The following is a 17,637-nucleotide window of genomic DNA, read 5'->3' as shown; positions in this document are numbered from 1 at the left end:
GCGCGCAACAGATGCGCGAAGATGGCTTGTGCCAGCGCGCAAAACTGACTATCCAGCCCGCGTGTGGGGCCTGTAGCTCAATGGTTAGAGCCGGCGGCTCATAACCGCTTGGTTGGGGGTTCGAGTCCCTCCGGGCCCACCAAACCATTTGCTTTTTTGAGTGTGCACCAGGACGTGCACTGGAGCACGAGGCTCCTTTCACAAGATCATGCGTAGCGCGAGAGAACTTCACTCAGATCCCGCTTGGGACGCGTGACTTGGCCTATATTGGCCCGCTCGAACACTTGCCGCAGGTGCTGGACGATGGCTGCAGCGCTGGCCCTTGGTTCGCGTGAGCGCAGGGCCTGCAGGACGGCAGTGTGTTCATCGACGCTGCAGTCGGTTTCCTTATGCGCGCTGTGCTGGGCAAGGATCAGCGACGTCCGCGAGATCAGTGACTTGAGGATGCCGGCCAGAACATCGTTGTCGGCCATCTGGGCGGCCAGCAGGTGGAACTCGCTCGACAGCAGGATCGCCTCGGCGTGGTCGCAGGAATGGCGGACATCGCGTTCCCTCTCGATATGCCGTTCGAGCGAAGCGATCTGCTTGTCAGTGACGATGGTGGCCAGCTTCGAGGCGATCTCGCGCTCGATGCAGTTGCGGGTCTCGAAAACCTGGCGTGCCTCCTCGGGCGTTGTGCTGGCAACGAATGCGCCGCGGTTCTGACGGAACTCGACAAGCGATTCCGTGTGCAGGCGGTTGAAGGCAGCGCGCACGAGGGTACGGCTGACTGAAAACAGTGTCCCGATTGCCTGCTCGCTGAGTTTGGTGCCGGGCGTCAGTTCGCGCGCGAGGATTGCCCGGACGAGGACCTGGTAGATGGCGTCGATCTTCGAACCGGGTCTGTCCTTCGGGTCGATGTTTGCGGTTTTGGCCATTCTCTCACCTTGGCAACCTCAGGCCGCTCCTGACATGCGCTTTTTGATTTGGAGCTACCACAGCTTGGGATGGCGGTTGACGTCCTTGTAAAGGAGATAGCGAAATCTACCTGACCCTCTGGCATAACAAGCCTGCGGACAAAAAGCCCGCAACCAAAGAAAATCTCCCTTTTCGACTTCCACCCAGTCGCTGTTCAAACGGTAAACGCCTGTTCCTTCCAGGATATACAGGCCGTGTTCCATCACATGGGTCTCGAGGAACGGAATCGCCGCGCCCGTGTCGAACCAGACGATGTTGACATGCATGTCGTATCGCAGGTCGCCAGGATCGATGAACCTCGTCGAGCCCCACCGCGGTTCGCCCGGCATCGTTACCGAAGGTGCTTCGTCTTCATGCGTGAAGATCGCCGGCGGGGCACCCAGCTTGTTCGCCTTTTCGAACACCTTTCGTATCCATTGGAACTTGGCGGTACTTTGCGACGTGTTCGCAATCGTCCAGGATTGCCCGGCTGGAATGAATGCGAACGACCCGGCGCGAAGTTCGTGGCGGACCCCCAGGGTCTCCACCGTCAGCTTTCCGTCGATCACGAACAGTGCGGCTTCGGCGCGAGGGTCCGGTTCGGGCTCGTCGCTGCCGCCGCCGGGCTCGACTTCCATGAGATACTGGGCAAAAGTCTCGGCGAAGCCGGAAAGCGGTCTCGCCAGGATCCACCCGCGAGTTGACCGCCAGTCAGGAAAAAAGCTCGAGACGATATCCGTCAGGACCGAACGCGGCACCACCGCATAGGCGGGTGTGAATATGGCCTTGCTTGAAATCAGCTGGTTCTGGTCAGGTAGTCCGCCGACTGTCAGGGATGAATATCTGTCCATTTCTCGATCTTTGCCGCTCGAATTCGCCGGGGATGGCCAGTGGTCATCCCGATGCATGTTGTTCTGACAATTACGCTGTCTGTCAGCGGCGCTGAACCAGTTGCCCGTGGCCAGGCGTTCCCACAATTTCGCCTTGCAGGTAGACCGTTTCGCCGCGCACGATCGTCCGCTCGACGCTGCCGTGGAACGAGCGCCCGACATAGGGGCTGTGCTTGTAGCGATAGAACAGATCGTCTTCTTCGAGGGTCCAGGTCTTGTTGGGGTCCACGATCACAAGGTCAGCGTCGGCCCCAGGAAGGATCGCACCCTTCTTCGGGTAGAGGCCGAAAATCCTTGCCGGATTCGACGACATCATCTTGACCAGCAGTTCCCACGACATGCCTCGCTTGTGGACACCTTCGGTCATCATGGCTGGAAGGATCGACTGTATTCCCGTCACGCCGCCGGTCCCTTCCCAGGGACTGTTTTCGCCGGCGCGGTACGTTTCCGGCAGAAACGGCGAATGATCGGATGCGATGACGTCGACATTGCCGCGCAGCACCCTGTTCCAGAGTTCTTCCACCTGCGGCCGCGGCCGGATCGGCGGTGCAGCGCGCAGACGGGGTCCGACGCGGAGATAGTCGTCCATGTCGAAGAACAGGTAGTGGGCGCAGGTCTCGGCATAGACATCGACGCCCTGCAGGGCTGCCTGCCTGACAGCGTCGACGCCTTCGGCGAAACTGATGTGGCAAATGTAGAGGCTGCCGCCGGTGGATTTGGACCAGAAGATGGCGCGGTTGATCGCCTCGAGTTCAGATTCGCAAGGATGGGAATCGTTCCACGCCGCGCGGTCATGGCGGCCAATGGATTTGAAATGGGATTCCAGATGCGAAATGACGGTATCGTTTTCGGCGTGAACGCCAACCATGTTGCCAAATTCGCTCATCTTCCTGAGACCGGCGAAAAGTAGATCGTCGTTTACCTTGGGATAGTCCTTCGCCGTGCGCATGAATGCCTTGAAGGCGGCGACACCCTTGTCGTTGAGCTCATCGAGGTGTTCCAAATTGTCGTCGATCAGGCCGCCCCAGAACGCGTAGTCCACGACGGCCAGATCCTTGACCATATCGTGCTTGGCAGCGTGTGCCGCCGCCGTTGCCATCGGCGGCAGGTCGTTGAGCGGCATGTCGATCACTGTTGTGACGCCGCCGGCGGCCGCGGCTCTCGAGCCCGTCGCATACCCCTCGAACTCGCGCCCGGGATGGCTGAAATGGGCGTGCGCGTCGATAATTCCAGGCAGGACATAGTTGCCCGCTGCGTCGATGACATTGTCGGCGCTTATGGCCTGCTCACCGTCGACGATCAGGCTGATCCGACCGTCTTTTATTGCCACGCCGCCATCGAACGTCCCGGATTCTGTCACGATCCTGGCATTCTTGATGTAGGTATCCATCGTTTCTCTTCCTGTTCTGCCGATCGCTGCGCCCGATCGCCGATGTTCACTGCGCAGCGCGTCGTTCGGCCCGGGGGGCATTGAGCGTTTTCGCGAAAGCCCGCTGTTACTCATTCGTATGATCTGCGCGCCACCGATGCTTAAGCTTCGGGCGTCTTTGCCTCGCGCAGGCGTCGTTGTTCGATCTGCTCGGCCACCTGCCGTCGCTGCGCGAGCTTTGGCGCCACATAGGTTCCGATCGCGTCGATGCTGGCCGCGAACACCAGCGCCATGCCGCTGGCCACCAGTTGAACGAAGGGCGGGACGTTGAGCAGTGTCAGTCCGTTGTCGAGGACGGCCAGAAAAACCCAGGCTGCCATGACGCTCAGGATGCGCCCGCGGCCGCCGGCAAACGCCACGCCGCCCAAAAGGATGATCGTCAGGGCCTGCAATTCCATCTGCATGCCAAGGGCGCCAGGAGACACGCCATCAAGACGCGCTGCCAAGAGAACACCTGCCAGGCCGGCAGCAGCGCCGGTGATAACGTGGAGCGACAGAAGCAGCCTTCCCACTGGCAATCCGGCGAGAAACGCTGCTTGGGGATTGATCCCAACCGCATAGATATAGCGGCCCCAGACCGTCGTCGAGATGAACAGGGCAGAGGCCAGGAAGGCCAGCGCCACGATCCACAACAGCACCGGAATTCCCAGGAAGGCGCCGTTGCCGATGTAGAAGAACGTGTCGCCGAGGCCGTAGACCTCAGTTGGGTTCACCAGCAGTGTCGCGCCGCGCAGAAGGCTGAGCATGCCGAGCGTGACGATGATGGGGCTCAGCTTCAGGATTCCGCACGCCACGCCGATGATGCCGCCGATGAAGGCGCCGCTCAGGATGCCGATGACGATCGCCACGGAGGGAGGGGCGCCGAAATTGATGACGGCCAAGGCGGTCATCATGCCGGAAAATGCGATGTTCGATCCAACCGACAGGTCGACGTGTCCGGCAATCATCAGGAGCGTCATGGCGGCGGCGACAACTCCGATCGCGGCATAGTTCGTCAGCAGCACGGTGAAGTTCGAGACGCTCAGGAAATGGCTGCTCGCCAAGGCGAAGTAGCCAATCAGCACGAACAAGGCCAGAAATAGGATGTTGTTGACCACGAGGTTGCCGCTTGAGAGCAACTTCGAAAATGAGATGCGGCCTTGCCGCAGTTCATACGCCTGGTTCATGCTACCGCTTCCTGTGCGTTTTCGCGGCTGTGGGCCAGGGAAAGCAATACGCCCTCCGTGATCTCGTCGCCTTCGAGGATTCCCGCCACGCGTCCGCCGGCGAGGACGACGACGCGATGGGCGATTTGAATGAGTTCTTCTGGTTCTGATGATGTCGCGATGACTGCCCGGTCGCGGCTGGATGCCACCTCGCGCAGGGCCGCATAGATTTCGCTCCGGGCGCCGACATCGACACCTTGTGTCGGCTCGTCGAGCATCAATATCCGGCAGTTCTTGACGTCGTTCAGCCATCGGCCGATCACCAGCTTCTGCTGATTTCCACCGGAGAAACGCCTGGCTTCCAGATCGGGGCGACGGGGCTGCAAGTTGAGCTTCGCGGCGGCCTGGTCGAACAGTCCGCGCTCCCGCGACCGTCTCCTGACGAAGCCGGAGCAAAGCTCGCCGAAGCTCGATGCCAGGAGATTGTCAGCCGCCGTCAGGCCGGCGAATATGCTCTTGCGCAGCCTGTCTGAGGGAACAAGGGCCAAACCGTGCCGTTGCGCCTGTGCCGGGCTATATGGATTGATCTCCGCGTCGTAGCAGCGGATCCGGCCGCCATGAAGCCGACGCGCGCCGAAAAGCGTCTCGAGCAATTCAGTCCTTCCCGAGCCGACAAGGCCGAACACACCGAGGATTTCGCCACCGTGGAGATTGAAGCTGACAGGGCCTATCCCTGGTGCGACCATCTCGGTGAGCGACAACACGGGCATCCTGGCCGTGTCGGCGGCCTCGACCATGCGTCCCCGATCAACCGTGCGTCCGACGATCGCGTCGACAATCTGCTGCTGCGTGAAGTCGCGGACATTGCCCGTGAGCACCACTCGCCCGCCGCGCAGCACAGTGACCCGATCGGCCAGGCTGAAGACCTCACTGAGACGGTGCGTGACGTAGAGCACCGGCAGATTGTGGCTTCTCAGCTGCTTCAGGCGTTGCTCCAACCTTTCCGCTTCGCGTTCGGAAAGGGCAGCTGTCGGTTCGTCGAGGATGAGAACCTTGGGGTTGGAGGCGAGGGCCTTGACGATCTCGATCGACTGCAGCTCGGCGTTGCCGGTATCGCCGAGATCGGTGTCCAACTGCATCTCGACACCGAGATCGCCCAACAGCTTGGCGGCGCGGGATCGCTGGCGGGACCGTCGCACGAACGGGCCCCAGCAATCTTCCTGGCCGAGGAATATGTTGTCGGCAGCGCTCAACGAAAGCGCAAGCGACAGCTCCTGATAGACGACGGCGACGCCGGCCTGTCTCGACTCCCGAGGATTGAGTGATTTGTAGGATCGGTCGCCGATCACGATCTCACCGGAGTCGGCAGAGACAGCGCCGGACAAGCATTTGATCAGCGTCGATTTTCCGGCGCCATTAGCACCGAGCAAAGCATGGATTTCGCCGTCTTCGACCGACAGATCCACGCTGTTGAGGACTTTTATCCCGCCGTAAGATTTTCCTAGCCCTCGAACTGCAAATGCCATTTCGAGCTCCTCCCGTATTGAAGTGCTAGAGTGGTGGTCCCGCGAATTCAGCAGGCGCACGCGTTCTGTTCTTGTCGCGAGGATCGCGGCCGCCGCCGGGCGCGGCCGCGTCTAGTTTGCCTCGCTGCAAAAGGCCGCCAGAGCGGACCTCGCGCCTTATTTGCTGCCCTGTTCCGCGAGATACTGGGCAGCCAGCGGTGAACCCGACGCGATGAGCTCGAGCGGCACGATATTGTCGGGCGCCTTGCCTTTCGTGACAAGCTCATGAGCCGTTTCGGCGATGGCATCTCCGACACGACGGAGCGGGATCGCCATTGACGCCTTGTAGACGTTGTCGCCCTGCTGCAGCAGCGTGAGCGCCGGCGCGGTTCCATCCATGCCGCCGATGAAGATACCTGGTTGCTTCGGATCACGGCCCGAAGCCACCCACGCCTTGTAGGCGCCTTCGGTCGCCGGGTCCTCGACGCCGAGAATGACATTGACCTCCGGGTTGGCCTGCAGGATCGTGCGGGTCACGTTGAGGCCTTCGGTCGGCGTGATGGCGTTCTGCTTGGCGACGATCGCGGCTTTCGGCGCGGCCTCCGCCAGGCCTTCCTCGATCCCCTTGGTGCGGGCCTGTCCCCAGATCATCAGGTCAAAGCCCAGCAGCGCAACTTTTGCCTCGCCGCCAAGGTTTTCGTTGATCCATTGGCCAGCATACGCACCGAGTTTGCGCCCGTCATTGTACTGGTCGTAGCCGACGGTCGCATCCTGGTTTTCGATGCGATCACCGTAGGTGATCCAGTAGATGCCTGCCTCGCGAGCTTGCTTTGCCAGGGTTTCGAACGCGGCCGGATTGGGCACGTTGCAGACGATGACCGCAACCTTCTGTTCGATCCAGGTCTTGATGGCGTTGACCTGCTTGTTCATGTCCGAGCCCGGGTCATCGACCACCAGTTCGTAGCCAAGCTCGCCGGCCCTTTTCTTGGCCTGATCGAGCGAAATGATCACGGCGCCGATCTTTGACGAGTTGGGAAAACTTACGGCGATCGTCTTCGACGATTGCGCGAATGCGGGGAAAGATGCCGCTGACGCCAATCCCAACGCCAGGGTGGCCAGCGCTGCAAGGCGAACGAATTTCCGCCTGCTGGTTGTCCGTCCGGACGCTCCCTTTTCGCAGAGAGTTTCTTTCATGTGTTCCTCCTCCTTGTTGTTGTTCGCTACCTCCGTGATGTCGACGCTTACATGTCCTCCAACATGCGGCAATCCGCAGGTAACGCTGTTGGAAGTAGCACCTATATGATAGGTTGGCAAGCCAATTATATAGGTTGACATGAGCTAGGAGACATGTGACTGGAGCGCGTTCATTGGGGCGGTGCAGTTCTGGTAGCTGGGCCGCTGCTGGTGATCCATGGAATCATCCAGCGTTTTCAAACAGATATGGCGATGATTCAGGTGAGCTCGATGACCGGTGGGCTGTCTGCCCCATGGAGTGGAGCGCGAGCCTGTCTCATTGCCGGCGACAAACACTGAGCGATCCCATGACGCCGGTTCGCCAATCGATCCCTCGCTGCAAGCAGGGTTGACCGTCGCACACACCCAACAAAGGCAGGTCTCTTCATGGAAAAGCTTGACCACGAGGCGGATGAGGCGGGATCAACCGTCGAGATAGTCCTGTGCCCGGATGTCTACCCGATATCGCCTGTCCACGCCGGTGACGAGAAGGTGGGCGCGGTTTTCAAACTGATCGGCGAAGCTGACTTCTCGGTCGTCAATTTCGAAATTCCGCTCACCGATCGCGGGGTCGCGGTTCCCAAGCTCCTCAACATCAAGGCGTCTCCATCCGCTGCGGAGGGCCTGTCTTCCCTCGGCTTCAGCGTTGCCAGCCTCGCCAACAATCATGCCGGGGACTACGGTTGGGATGGTCTGCTGGATACGCGCCGTGCCCTTGAAGCGCAGTCGATCGAGGTTGTCGGCATGGGCGAAACCCTCGCTGAGGCGCTGTCCCCTGTTGTCACTAGCGTAAAGTCAAAGCGCATCGGCGTGATTGCGTTTTCCTGCTTGGCGCCGGCGGGCTTTGGAGCGTCGTCAACCCGACCTGGCATCGCTTGCCTGCAGGTGACGACGGGCTATGAGGTGGACCCGGGCTACCAGATGGAGGAGCCGGGTGACTCCGGCTGCATAACAATCCGCACCCGCGTGCGGGACCAGGATATCGCTGCTGCGTGTGAGGCAGTCAGGGAGGCGAAGAAGAGTTGCGATTGCCTTATTGCCTCAGTCCACTGGGGATTCGGGTCGACTGAAGCCTTGGCCGAGTATCAGGAACCATTGGCGAGGGCGCTGATTGACGCGGGTGCCGACGTGATCCATGGGCATCATCCACATGCGATCCAGGCGGTCGGATTCTATCAAGAAAAGCCCGTCATCTTCAGTGCAAACGTGCTGATCGGTCAGCAAGTCTTGCTACCAGCCTCAGATCAGGTCCATGAAATCTGGCGCGCCATGTCCGATGAAGGGTTTGTCACACGCCTTCATTTCGGTGCCCAGGGCGTTCGCGACATCGAGATAGTTCCGACGGTACTCAATGAGCGTCGTCTTCCTGAAATCGCCCCCCCGGAGGTTGCGGGTCGCATTTACGAGAGACTAAGCAGGCTGTCGGCCGTTCGGGGTGGGGCCGTACGGCGTGTCGAGGGACGGATAATAGTCTCCTCGATATGACGACGCATTAGATGCTTCGTCTCCAGGTTTGAGGAATTGGCTGCTGGCCGCGTTTCGGCAGCAAGCCGTCACCGTCACCACAACTGCAATGCCTGTCGAACTACCTAGTTGAGTTGCCGATCATGACGCGGCAGCTCGAAGCGCTGCGTCAGCGGAAACGGCGGCGGTGAAAGGCAAATGTGAAGTGTGCCGGGTCCAGCCATACCTGGCCCCACAGGATCGGCTTGCCCTCGACGGTAACGGTCACCGTGTCGAGAAAGAGCAGGAGCCCGTCTTCATTGCCTGCCAGTATTTCCTTGACCTCGCCGCGAGCGAGGCATGGCTTCACTTCGCTGTCGGCATAGTCAATCCGGTATTGGCCATCCGAGAGCAAGACATCGAGGATGGAGCCATCGAATTTCTTGCGGAGCATCTGTTCGTCCACCGCATCCAATGGAGCCGTATCTATAATCCAGGCTGATGGCTCCCCGTCGATTATTTTGCTGCGCTTGACCTGCAATACGGGTGCTCCAACCGGTATTTGCAGTTTCCTGCTGATGGCTGCATCCGCCTGCACATTCTCCCATCGCATATGGCCCGTTTCTACATTGTGCCCTGTCTCCCGGGCAAATGTGTCGATGGAGCCAAGTCGATCCAGTCCGTGACGAACTTCCGTCGCACGCGGCAGCACGATGGCGCCGACGCCATTTCGCACGCTGATCAGGCCGTGATCCCAAAGCGTTCGGATGGCGGCCCGGATCGTGCCGCGCGAAACTTCATAGATACCGCAGAGCTCGCCTTCGCTTGGAAGCAATTCGCCCGGCGGGGTGCGTCCGCCAACCACATAGTCGTCTGCAATGCGCTGCGCCACTTGGTCAGAGAGCGACCGCCACGCCGAAGTCGTATCAGCGTTCTGGTGTGAAGCGGGCTTGGACCGCGGCCCGCGTGTCGTCTTGCTGGGTCGCTTGGTCCCCACGGTCATCAATTCTATCCTTCCCGGTCGGCAGAGCCGACAGTAGCCAGCCCGAAAGGGCTTACCAGCGGCGTAACCCACTATGAAAAGTTAATCCACAGCTAGCCGACACAATCGACTGCCTGAATGGCTTGGATGGAAGATAGAACACCAACGGCCCTGCCGCCAGCACGGTGGTTCGACTGCTGCTGGTTGCCTGAGCACCGATACTGTTATGAGTATGAAGCTGAAGCTGCGAGCATTTGTTCTACCCGATTGGCAGGTCGGCAGGGGCCCCACCTTCTAACTTGGCGACAAACGGAAAATCGATCGTCTCGTCATGTTGCGCAAAGGTCGATTTCTTGGACGCACCAGGGCGGATCCGCGACGCAGCACATATGGCCTTCCGCGCTGATCCGGGGTGACTTCGTCGTGAGCCGACCTAGGCAACGGTGGTGGAGCCGCTGCCCTATGGGCCTAGTTCACGCAGGCAATTGGTAACGGGCTGGCTCGTTCGCCGCGTCGATGGCACGGCGAGTGCTTCCTAAATGGCTGTCGTCATGTCTGACACCGGGCTATGGGCGCACGCTTGCGATCTGTCTCTCGATATCCCGCATGATCACACAGAGCCGGGAAAGATCGTCCTGCCACGTCGATGATTGATCCGGGCCCTTGAAAACGCTGCATCGTTCCAGCTCGCGCATGGTGCTTTCAATCGCGCGCAGCCGCTCGAGCTTGCGCTGCGGGCTCAGCGAGGAATCTTCACATATGTCTTCAAGCGTCATGCCAGCATCCCAATGGAGGGAGGCTTATAGATGGCATCGAATTCAGTGCCAATGGTTCAGAGGTCTCCGGTCAAAACCGCCAAACAACAATACGGCTCCACATCGCCAAGCCGCTTGTCGGCTCATGAATCCTGCTGAGCCGCATGGCGGCGCCGGAGGCATGCGACCCGCGCCGAGCAACGCTGCCGAGCCGCGCAATCATTAGATGCAGACCTCCGGCGACGGGCCGAGCAGACAGGTCCAGGCTGATCCTGCAGACCGGTCACGCCTTCGGACTCGCGAGACGCTCCAGCGCGTCGACGATCAGGTCGCAGAATTTGGGGTGGTCGAGCTGCATTGCCACGCTGTGGCGGAAGTTGACCTGCTCGCTGGCGGTGCCGCCGAAATGGCGCATGCCGCCCATCTTCTCGAAGTTGCAGACCGTCATGCCCTTGGTCCAGCGGCCGGCGATTTCGACGCGGATGTCGGCTTTTTCGGTGGTGACGACGGACGGGTCGATCATGGCCGCGACGCAGCAGGCATCATGCACGGCAGGGTGCGCGATCTGCAGCAGGCCACTATGCGTTGTCGCGATGAACTCCCAGATGTCGAGAATGAACTTGCTGATCGGGCCGCCGACGCCGCGCACCCTATCCTGGAGTTCCGGGGTGGCGAGCGCCTGGTGGGTGAGATCGAGCCCCACCATGGTGACGTCCCAATTGGCGCGGAACACGACATCGGCGGCTTCCGGATCGCCGTAAATGTTGAATTCGGCAGCGGGCGTGATGTTGCCACGCGTATAGCTGCCGCCCATCGCGACGACCCGCTTCACCCGCTCGACGATGCGCGGTTCCTTGCGCGCGGCAAGCGCGATATTGGTGTAGGGACCGACCGGCACGAGCGTGACGGTCCTGGGCTCATGCGCCATGACGGTATCGATGATGAAATCTACGGCGTGACGCTTGTCGAGCTCGAAGGACGCCGGCGGCAGCACGGGTCCGTCCAGCCCGGTCTCGCCATGGATCTCGATGGCCAGAACCTGGTCGCTGATCATCGGCGCGGGTGATCCCTTGGCGACCGGCACCTTGATGCCATAAGCGGTGCACACCGAAAGCGCATTGCGCGTGGTGTTCTCGACATTGTGGTTGCCTGAAACGGTGGTGATGCCGAGCAGGTCGATGTTTGGATTGCCTGCCGCCAGCAGGATGGCAATGGCATCGTCGTGTCCGGGATCACAGTCCAGGATGATCTTTTCCATGGGGGCGCCTTTCTGTCTTTGGCGACTAGAGACCGCCGCGCCAGGCGCCGTCAAGGTTCCGGTCCGACCGGCTCCAATCAAGGCATGGTTGCCAACGCAACCGCAGCGATTGGTCCCGGAACGGCGATCCGAGAGCCAGCTCTCTGGCTCGGTTATCTTGCGTGATGCCGACGATCATGCTTGATGCCGCCAGTATTTCACTGCACATCGCTCAGCATGTCGGATGAGACAAGGAACCTGCGTCGGGATTTGCTGTGGGCCTGGCCCACATCGCTGATCCTGCATGGGTTACTCATCGCGGTCTTGGTGGCCTACAGCCAGCCGAAGCTTCCTGAACAGCAGGAGGAGGCGGTTAACGTCACTCTGGTGCCTCCGCCGGAACAGCCGAAGCCGAAAGCTGCTCCTCCTCCGCCGGCAAAGGTGCCCGATGCCGAAAAGCCAGCGGAGCCGAAGCCGCAACCTGCACCGGAGCAGCCGCCCAAGTCGGCGCAAATCGAGGTGCTGAAGCCTGTTTTCCGGTTCGGAGACAAGGATGCCGGTTCCGGCAAGTCCCAGGACAAGGACAACATCCAGGATGCCTCGATCCCGCCGGCGAAGGACAAGGAGCTGACGCCGCCTTCCGAGGAGCGGCCGGATACAGCCAAGGACGCCGCGACGCAGGCGGCCGCGGCAAAGGATGCCGAACCAGCCCAGAATGCTGCGATCGAGTCGACCTCGGACAAGGACACGGGCAAACAGGAGGCTGAAAAGCAAGAGGGCCTGGCGGACGGTGCCGACAAGCAATCGGCCATGGCACCGGCGCCATTGGGCACTGCTGGCACCGACGGTGAGATCGCGCTACCCGCCTTGGCCAAGGCGCCTGAACCCAGGCCCGCCAACGCGCCGAAGCCCAGCCTGAGGAAGGTCCCGAAACCCGGAAGCGGCAGTGCCGGGCCAAACCCAGGGAATGCGGACGTTGCCACATCGCAGCCCTTCTCGGGATTGCCGGGCGTTCGACGGCCCCGGTCGCAAGGTGGCGGCGGAGATGCCCTGGCGACGACGTCGATGGCTGGCGTGCCACGCGACAAGCGTGCGGCCAAACTCTGCGCCAGCGCGCTGCAGCAGCAATTGGTCGACGCTTCCTATTCCCCCGACCTGGTGCCACTTGTCCCGCTGAAGCGGGGCAATGTCCTTGACGTGCCGGAGGCTGCATTCCGCACGCGAACGGCATGGCACGCGCTGAGCTTTCGATGCGAGGTCGATAGCGAGGCGACGACAATCCGGTCCTTGTCCTTCCGCGTCGGAGCCAGGATCCCGCCTGGCGAGTGGGCGCGCCTGGGGCTGCCTGCAAGTAACTAGTGGTTTGCCGGAAGGCGTATCCCGATCTTGGCTGAATGTAACGCTGCCCTTCCGCTGTAGCGCCATTGCGTGGTATCAAGCGCCCAGAGGGATAACCGAAGCTCAGCCTCGAAACCCGGCAAGCACGTCGTGCGGTGTCGGGACGTTTTTTCTTCCCGGCATGGCGCGACCATGTTTCGGAAGGCAGCACATGGATCCTCGCATCTTTCTCTTGGCCCTGGCGACGTTTGCCACCGGCACGGCCGAAAACATCGTCATCGGCATTCTTCCCGACGTCGCTGCAGGCCTTGGCGTTTCGCTTGGCCTGGCCGGTCAGTTGACGGCCGTCTTTTCGCTGACCTTTGCGCTGGCCGCGCCAGCAGCACTTGTGCTGACCAGGCGCATGGAGCGCAAGACGATCCTCGCTCTCGCCCTGGCTTTGTTCATCGCGAGCAATCTGGTCGCGGCGCTGAGCCCTGGTATCGCGGTGTTGTTTGCCGCACGCGTTGCCATGGCGGCTGCCAGCGCCACCGTCTGCCTTGTCGCCACCATGCTGGCTGTCGAACTCGCCGGGCCCGACAGGCGCGGGCGGGCAATTGGCCTGATCTTCATGGGTATCAGCGGGTCGATGGTGCTCGGCGTGCCTGCCGGAATGTTGATCAGCAGCCTGTTTGGCTGGCGCAGCGTGTTCGTGGCGCTCGCACTGCTGGCCGTTCTTATCCTTTCGGTGTGCCAGCTGTTTCTGCCAGTTTCAGGCAGAAGGCCGCGCGATGTGCCCGGCTATCGCCGCCATTTCGGGGCGCTGCGGCTGATATCCGGGCAACTGGTATCCATCCTGATGATCGGCGGCCACTTCGTCCTGTTCGCCTATCTCGCGCCCTATGCCGTCGACGCGGTTGGATTCGATGCTGACAAGCTCGTGCCGATCTTCGTTACCTTCGGCGCCGCCGGTGTCAGCGGTGGTTATCTCGGCGGCTGGCTGACTGACATTGTCACGCCGCGCACTGCGATCCTCGTTGTACCGCTCGCCTATCTCGCCGTCCTGCTCGCCATTCCGGCGGCGTCTTCCATGCCGCTCGCATTCCTCGGCCTGATGATGGTCTGGGCCTGCATCAGCTGGATGATCTCGCCGGTGGTGCAGAGCTTCCTGATCAGCGCCGGGCCCGACACCGCGGAGGCCGGCGTCAGCCTCAATCTGTCCGCCATGCATGTCGGCGTCGCCCTCGGCACCGCGATCGGCGGGCTTGCGCTCGAGCGCGGCTCGACGGCGGCCTTGCCATGGACGGGGGCGGTCCTCGCGGCCCTTGCCGTCGTCGCCAGCCTGGTTGCTGCCTGGCGTGTCGCAGACAAGCCGAGGAGGCCTGCCATCGAAGTTTGAAAAGTCGAACATTTCGTTCGACTATGCCGGCATGAAGCGCTTCGCATTCGTCCTTGCCCGCGATTTTACACTGTCGCCGCTGTCGTTGTTCGTCGACACGCTCCGGCTCGCCGGGGACGAGGGCGATCGCAGCCGGCGCGCCGCCTTCGACTGGCAGATCATTGGCGAGCTCGGGCTGCCCATCCGGGCGAGTTCCGGCATCGAGCTGATGCCGACGGCGCCAGCCCTCCGCCCCGAGGACTACGACAACATCCTGGTGGTGGGCGGGCTGCTCGGACGAAAGAATTCGCTGCCGGCGTCGGCGGAGCGGTTCGTCGAGAGCGCCGCACGGAAGGGCGTTCCAGTGGGCGCCCTGTGCACCGGCAGCTTCGTGCTCGCGGAGATGGGGCTGCTCGACGGCCACCGGGCTTCGGTGAGCTGGTTCCACATCGAGGATTTCCGCTCACGTTTCCCCGACGTCGACGCTTCATGCGACAGGCTGTTCATCGTCGATGGCAACAGGGCGACATGCTCGGGAGGGGCGGGCGCCGCAGACCTTGCGGCCCATCTGGTCTCCGAGGTCATCGGCGAGCAGTCGGCGTCCAAGGCGTCGCGAATCCTCCTGCTCGACCGGGTTAGGGATGCCGACGCCGTGCAGCCCAACCTCGAGCTTTTCCCCGAGGCGAAGACGCTTTCGGTGCGCCGGGCGTTGCTGGTGATGGAAAGCAACCTCCAGGAACCGCTCGCGATCGTCGACGTCGCCCGTTCGGTCGGCGTGTCCACGCGGCAGCTCGACCGCGATTTCGCCGCTCAGCTCGGCACCAGCCCCGCGCGAGCCTATCTGAAGCTGCGCATCAGCCTGGCCACGCGCCTGCTGAGCTCGGGCAAGAACCCGGTCGGCGAGGTGGCCTTCCAGGCCGGCTTCGTCAATGCCGGGCACTTCAGCCGGGTGTTCCGCAAGATGACGGGCCTGTCGCCAACGGAAGCGTCGCGTCGCTCGCCGGCACTGTGAAACTGTAACAAAAATGTTTCTGGATTGGGTGCCGACCTGCTGAGTGATTGTGTGAATCGGTATTCGTGAGCTATATCAGTTGCATCATGGCAGCATGTGCCGCCTTCGCAGAGCAGGTTTCAGCATGTCCAAGCACGAAGTGATCGACGCCGAAACGGCCGAGCTCAGCACTGACGACGTCTATGCCGGTCTGGTCGAGGCAATCCTGTCGCGCGATCTCAAGCCGGCGATGAAGCTGTCGGAAGAAACGATCGCCAGTTCCTTCGGCGTCAACCGGATGGTTGTGCGCGCGGTGCTCAACCGGCTGCACGGCGAGGCGCTGGTCGAGATCCACAAGAATCGCGGCGCCTACGTGTCGTCGCCGACGGTCGAGGAGGCGCGCGAGATATTTGATCTGCGCATCGTTTTGGAGCGGGAAGTTGCGGCGCGGCTGGCCAGGCAGATTACGCCGGCGCAGCTCGACGAGTTGCAGAAGCAGGTGGCCGATCATCGCGACAGTTACCGCGCCGGCCGCGATGCCGAGTCACGCCGTTTTGCCGAGCGGTTCCACCAGCGCGCTGCCGAGATGGTGGGCAACCGGGTGCTGGAGGCGACGCTGGGCAAGCTGATCACCCGCAGCGCGCTTGTCATGGCGCTTTACGGACGCAGCTCGTCGTCGGAATGCGGCATCGACGAGCATGACGCGATATTGGAGACGTTGCGCAAGCGCGATGCCGCGGCGGCGTCGGATGCTATGGTGCATCACCTCGAGCACATACTGGAGCGGGTCAGCCTGGATGGCGAACCGGCCGAAGAGCCGGGGTTGGGCGAGATCCTGTCGCGCTACGCGTCGCGGCCCGCCAAGGCAAAGTAGGCCGCCCCGAAGGACGGCCCCTGCCTGTCTGTCGCCATAGGCACCTGCCAAGGCGAAGCGAGGCCGCCCGACCTACGGCCCGGCCTCGCGTCTCACTGTCGTCTCAGGCGACCAGCTTTTCGAACCTGTCCATGATCTCTGGCCGCCGCTTGGCGAGCCGTGCCTTGATCGCCTCAACATCGACGGTGAGGATTTCGCGGTCCTTCATCACCAGCTTGCCGTCAACGATGACGGTGCGGACGTCGCGGCCGACCGTGGTGGTCGATGCGGTGAACAGCGGATCATAAATCGGCTGCTGGTCGATGTCGGAGGCGTCGACCAGGATGAAGTCGGCCTTGAAGCCGTTTTCCAGCCGGCCCAACTCATGGCCGACGCCGAGCGCGCGCGCGCCGCCGTGGGTCGCGATCTTGAGCAGTTCGTCGCTCGAAATCGCCGTGCGCATGTGCCAGGGCGTGCCGGCCACCAGTTGCTGGCCGATACGGGCGGCATGCGCCACCTGGAACAGGTCGAGCGTGCCCGAGGAGGCCGCGCCGTCGGTGCCAAGGCCGATATCGATGCCACGGCGCCACATCTCGGCGACCCGCGGCTGGCCGACGGAGTAGTTGTGCAGGCCGCAATGGCAGGCCGACACCTTGTGCCGCGCATAGAGGTCCACTTCCTCCGGCGACAGGAAGATCGAATGCGCGCCGTGGAAATGGTGCGATAGCACGCCCAGTTCTTCCAGATATTCGGTCGGGCGCTTGCCGTAGCGCTCCAGCGCGAAGTCGATCTCGTAGATGCCCTCGCAGAGATGAGTGTGAACCTTGACGTTGAGGTCCTTGGCTGCCTGGCCGATGCCCTTCACCAGTTCCGGCGTGCAGACAACGATCTGGCGCAGCGAAAGGAACGCCTTGACGCGCTCGTGCTTAGACCAGCGCTGCACCAGCTCGACGTTGCGGTCATAGGCCTGCTGGGTCTTCATCATCAGCGCGTCAGGCACGCCCATGCCGGTGTCGCAAGTCGACTGCGCGATAAAGCCGCGGATGCCGACCTCGTCGGCGGCGCGGCCCATCTCGTCGGGGTGCGGGCCGCCGGCCTCGGCAAAGCAGGTGGTGCCGACGCGCAGCATGTTGGTGTAGGCGGCCAGCGCCGACAGGTGCACGTCTTCCGGTTCGAGCATCGCCTCGAACGGCAGGTAGTAGTGCTTCCACACCGGCATTTTCGGGGCGCGCGTGCGGGTGATCTCCGACAGCTTGCCGCGCAAAAGGTGCTGGGCGGTGTGGAAATGCGCGTCGACCATGCCGGGCATCGCGATCTGGCCGCTGGCGTCGATTGTCTGGTTCGCTCGGTAGAGCTCCGATACCTCCGAAGCCTTGCCGGTCCACACGATGCGGCCCTTGTCCACGGCAAGCGCTGCATCGCGGATGACCGTGTCTGCATCGTTCATGGTGATCAGGTCGCATCCCTTGACCATGAGGTCGACCGCTGACGGCCCTGATGTCTGCGTAGTCATCTCATCACTCCTTCCATTGTTGATCCTGAC

The 17,637-nt window shown here is 62.0% G+C and carries 15 protein-coding genes and 1 tRNA gene; 6 read left to right on the top strand and 10 right to left on the bottom strand.

The window, feature by feature from the left end; translation table 11 throughout:
* Positions 1-66 precede the first annotated feature (66 nt).
* Positions 67-142 (top strand) — tRNA-Ile (locus ACSQ3E_RS02410).
* 64 nt (positions 143-206) lie between these two features.
* Here ACSQ3E_RS02410 and ACSQ3E_RS02405 read toward each other — a convergent pair.
* The 6 genes from ACSQ3E_RS02405 to ACSQ3E_RS02380 all read right to left on the bottom strand — a co-directional run bounded on the left by ACSQ3E_RS02405 (position 207) and on the right by ACSQ3E_RS02380 (position 7,099).
* Positions 207-917 carry a GntR family transcriptional regulator gene (locus ACSQ3E_RS02405; RefSeq protein ID WP_436121473.1) on the bottom strand — a complete coding sequence of 237 codons (711 nt, stop codon included), beginning with the start codon at positions 915-917 and terminating at the stop codon, positions 207-209.
* A gap of 54 nt (positions 918-971) precedes the next feature.
* A complete protein-coding gene (locus tag ACSQ3E_RS02400; protein WP_436121472.1) occupies positions 972-1,787 on the bottom strand; it encodes a bifunctional allantoicase/(S)-ureidoglycine aminohydrolase in 816 nt (271 codons plus the stop codon).
* Positions 1,788-1,869: 82 nt separating this feature from the next.
* Positions 1,870-3,297 (bottom strand): allantoinase AllB, encoded by a 1,428-nt coding sequence (allB, locus tag ACSQ3E_RS02395; protein WP_436121471.1) that lies wholly within the window; start codon positions 3,295-3,297, stop codon positions 1,870-1,872.
* Between the two features lie 59 nt (positions 3,298-3,356).
* Complete coding sequence (locus ACSQ3E_RS02390; RefSeq protein WP_436121470.1) at positions 3,357-4,421, bottom strand: ABC transporter permease; 1,065 nt, start codon at positions 4,419-4,421, stop codon at positions 3,357-3,359.
* On the bottom strand, positions 4,418-5,986 hold the full coding sequence (locus ACSQ3E_RS02385) for a sugar ABC transporter ATP-binding protein (RefSeq protein ID WP_436121469.1): 1,569 nt from the start codon (positions 5,984-5,986) through the stop codon (positions 4,418-4,420). Before ACSQ3E_RS02385 ends, ACSQ3E_RS02390 begins: the two co-directional genes overlap by 4 nt.
* A 96-nt stretch (positions 5,987-6,082) precedes the next feature.
* Positions 6,083-7,099, bottom strand: coding sequence for a sugar ABC transporter substrate-binding protein (locus tag ACSQ3E_RS02380; protein ID WP_436121468.1), 1,017 nt, complete (start codon positions 7,097-7,099; stop codon positions 6,083-6,085).
* 426 nt (positions 7,100-7,525) lie between these two features.
* Between ACSQ3E_RS02380 and ACSQ3E_RS02375 the strand changes: the two genes are divergently transcribed.
* A complete protein-coding gene (locus ACSQ3E_RS02375) occupies positions 7,526-8,623 on the top strand; it encodes a CapA family protein (RefSeq protein ID WP_436121467.1) in 1,098 nt (365 codons plus the stop codon).
* Positions 8,624-8,771: 148 nt separating this feature from the next.
* Here ACSQ3E_RS02375 and ACSQ3E_RS02370 read toward each other — a convergent pair whose 3' ends face one another.
* From ACSQ3E_RS02370 to ACSQ3E_RS02360, 3 genes are all read right to left on the bottom strand, one after another.
* A complete protein-coding gene (locus ACSQ3E_RS02370; protein WP_436121466.1) occupies positions 8,772-9,584 on the bottom strand; it encodes a GntR family transcriptional regulator in 813 nt (270 codons plus the stop codon).
* A gap of 545 nt (positions 9,585-10,129) precedes the next feature.
* Positions 10,130-10,339, bottom strand: coding sequence for a hypothetical protein (locus ACSQ3E_RS02365; RefSeq protein ID WP_310316771.1), 210 nt, complete (start codon positions 10,337-10,339; stop codon positions 10,130-10,132).
* Between the two features lie 262 nt (positions 10,340-10,601).
* Complete coding sequence (locus tag ACSQ3E_RS02360) at positions 10,602-11,576, bottom strand: nucleoside hydrolase (protein WP_436121465.1); 975 nt, start codon at positions 11,574-11,576, stop codon at positions 10,602-10,604.
* A 216-nt stretch (positions 11,577-11,792) separates the two neighbouring features.
* Between ACSQ3E_RS02360 and ACSQ3E_RS02355 the strand changes: the two genes are divergently transcribed.
* The 4 genes from ACSQ3E_RS02355 (at position 11,793) to ACSQ3E_RS02340 (ending at position 16,115) form a co-directional block, all read left to right on the top strand.
* Positions 11,793-12,914: a DUF930 domain-containing protein gene (locus tag ACSQ3E_RS02355; protein ID WP_436121464.1), complete on the top strand. Its 1,122-nt coding sequence runs from the start codon at positions 11,793-11,795 to the stop codon at positions 12,912-12,914.
* Positions 12,915-13,104: 190 nt separating this feature from the next.
* Complete coding sequence (locus tag ACSQ3E_RS02350; RefSeq protein ID WP_436121463.1) at positions 13,105-14,271, top strand: MFS transporter; 1,167 nt, start codon at positions 13,105-13,107, stop codon at positions 14,269-14,271.
* Between the two features lie 31 nt (positions 14,272-14,302).
* Entirely contained in the window at positions 14,303-15,262 is a 960-nt protein-coding gene (locus ACSQ3E_RS02345) for a GlxA family transcriptional regulator (RefSeq protein WP_436121462.1), read from the top strand.
* 124 nt (positions 15,263-15,386) lie between these two features.
* A complete protein-coding gene (locus ACSQ3E_RS02340) occupies positions 15,387-16,115 on the top strand; it encodes a GntR family transcriptional regulator (RefSeq protein ID WP_436121461.1) in 729 nt (242 codons plus the stop codon).
* A 103-nt stretch (positions 16,116-16,218) separates the two neighbouring features.
* Here the strand turns inward: ACSQ3E_RS02340 and ACSQ3E_RS02335 are convergent, their stop codons facing one another.
* Complete coding sequence (locus ACSQ3E_RS02335; protein ID WP_436121460.1) at positions 16,219-17,607, bottom strand: amidohydrolase family protein; 1,389 nt, start codon at positions 17,605-17,607, stop codon at positions 16,219-16,221.
* Positions 17,608-17,637 lie beyond the last annotated feature (30 nt).

Source organism: Aminobacter sp. LjRoot7, assembly GCF_964252895.1.
Lineage (GTDB): Bacteria > Pseudomonadota > Alphaproteobacteria > Rhizobiales > Rhizobiaceae > Aminobacter > Aminobacter aminovorans_B.
Note: the sequence above shows the minus strand (reverse complement) of the source record. Positions and strands in the feature narration are given on the sequence as shown.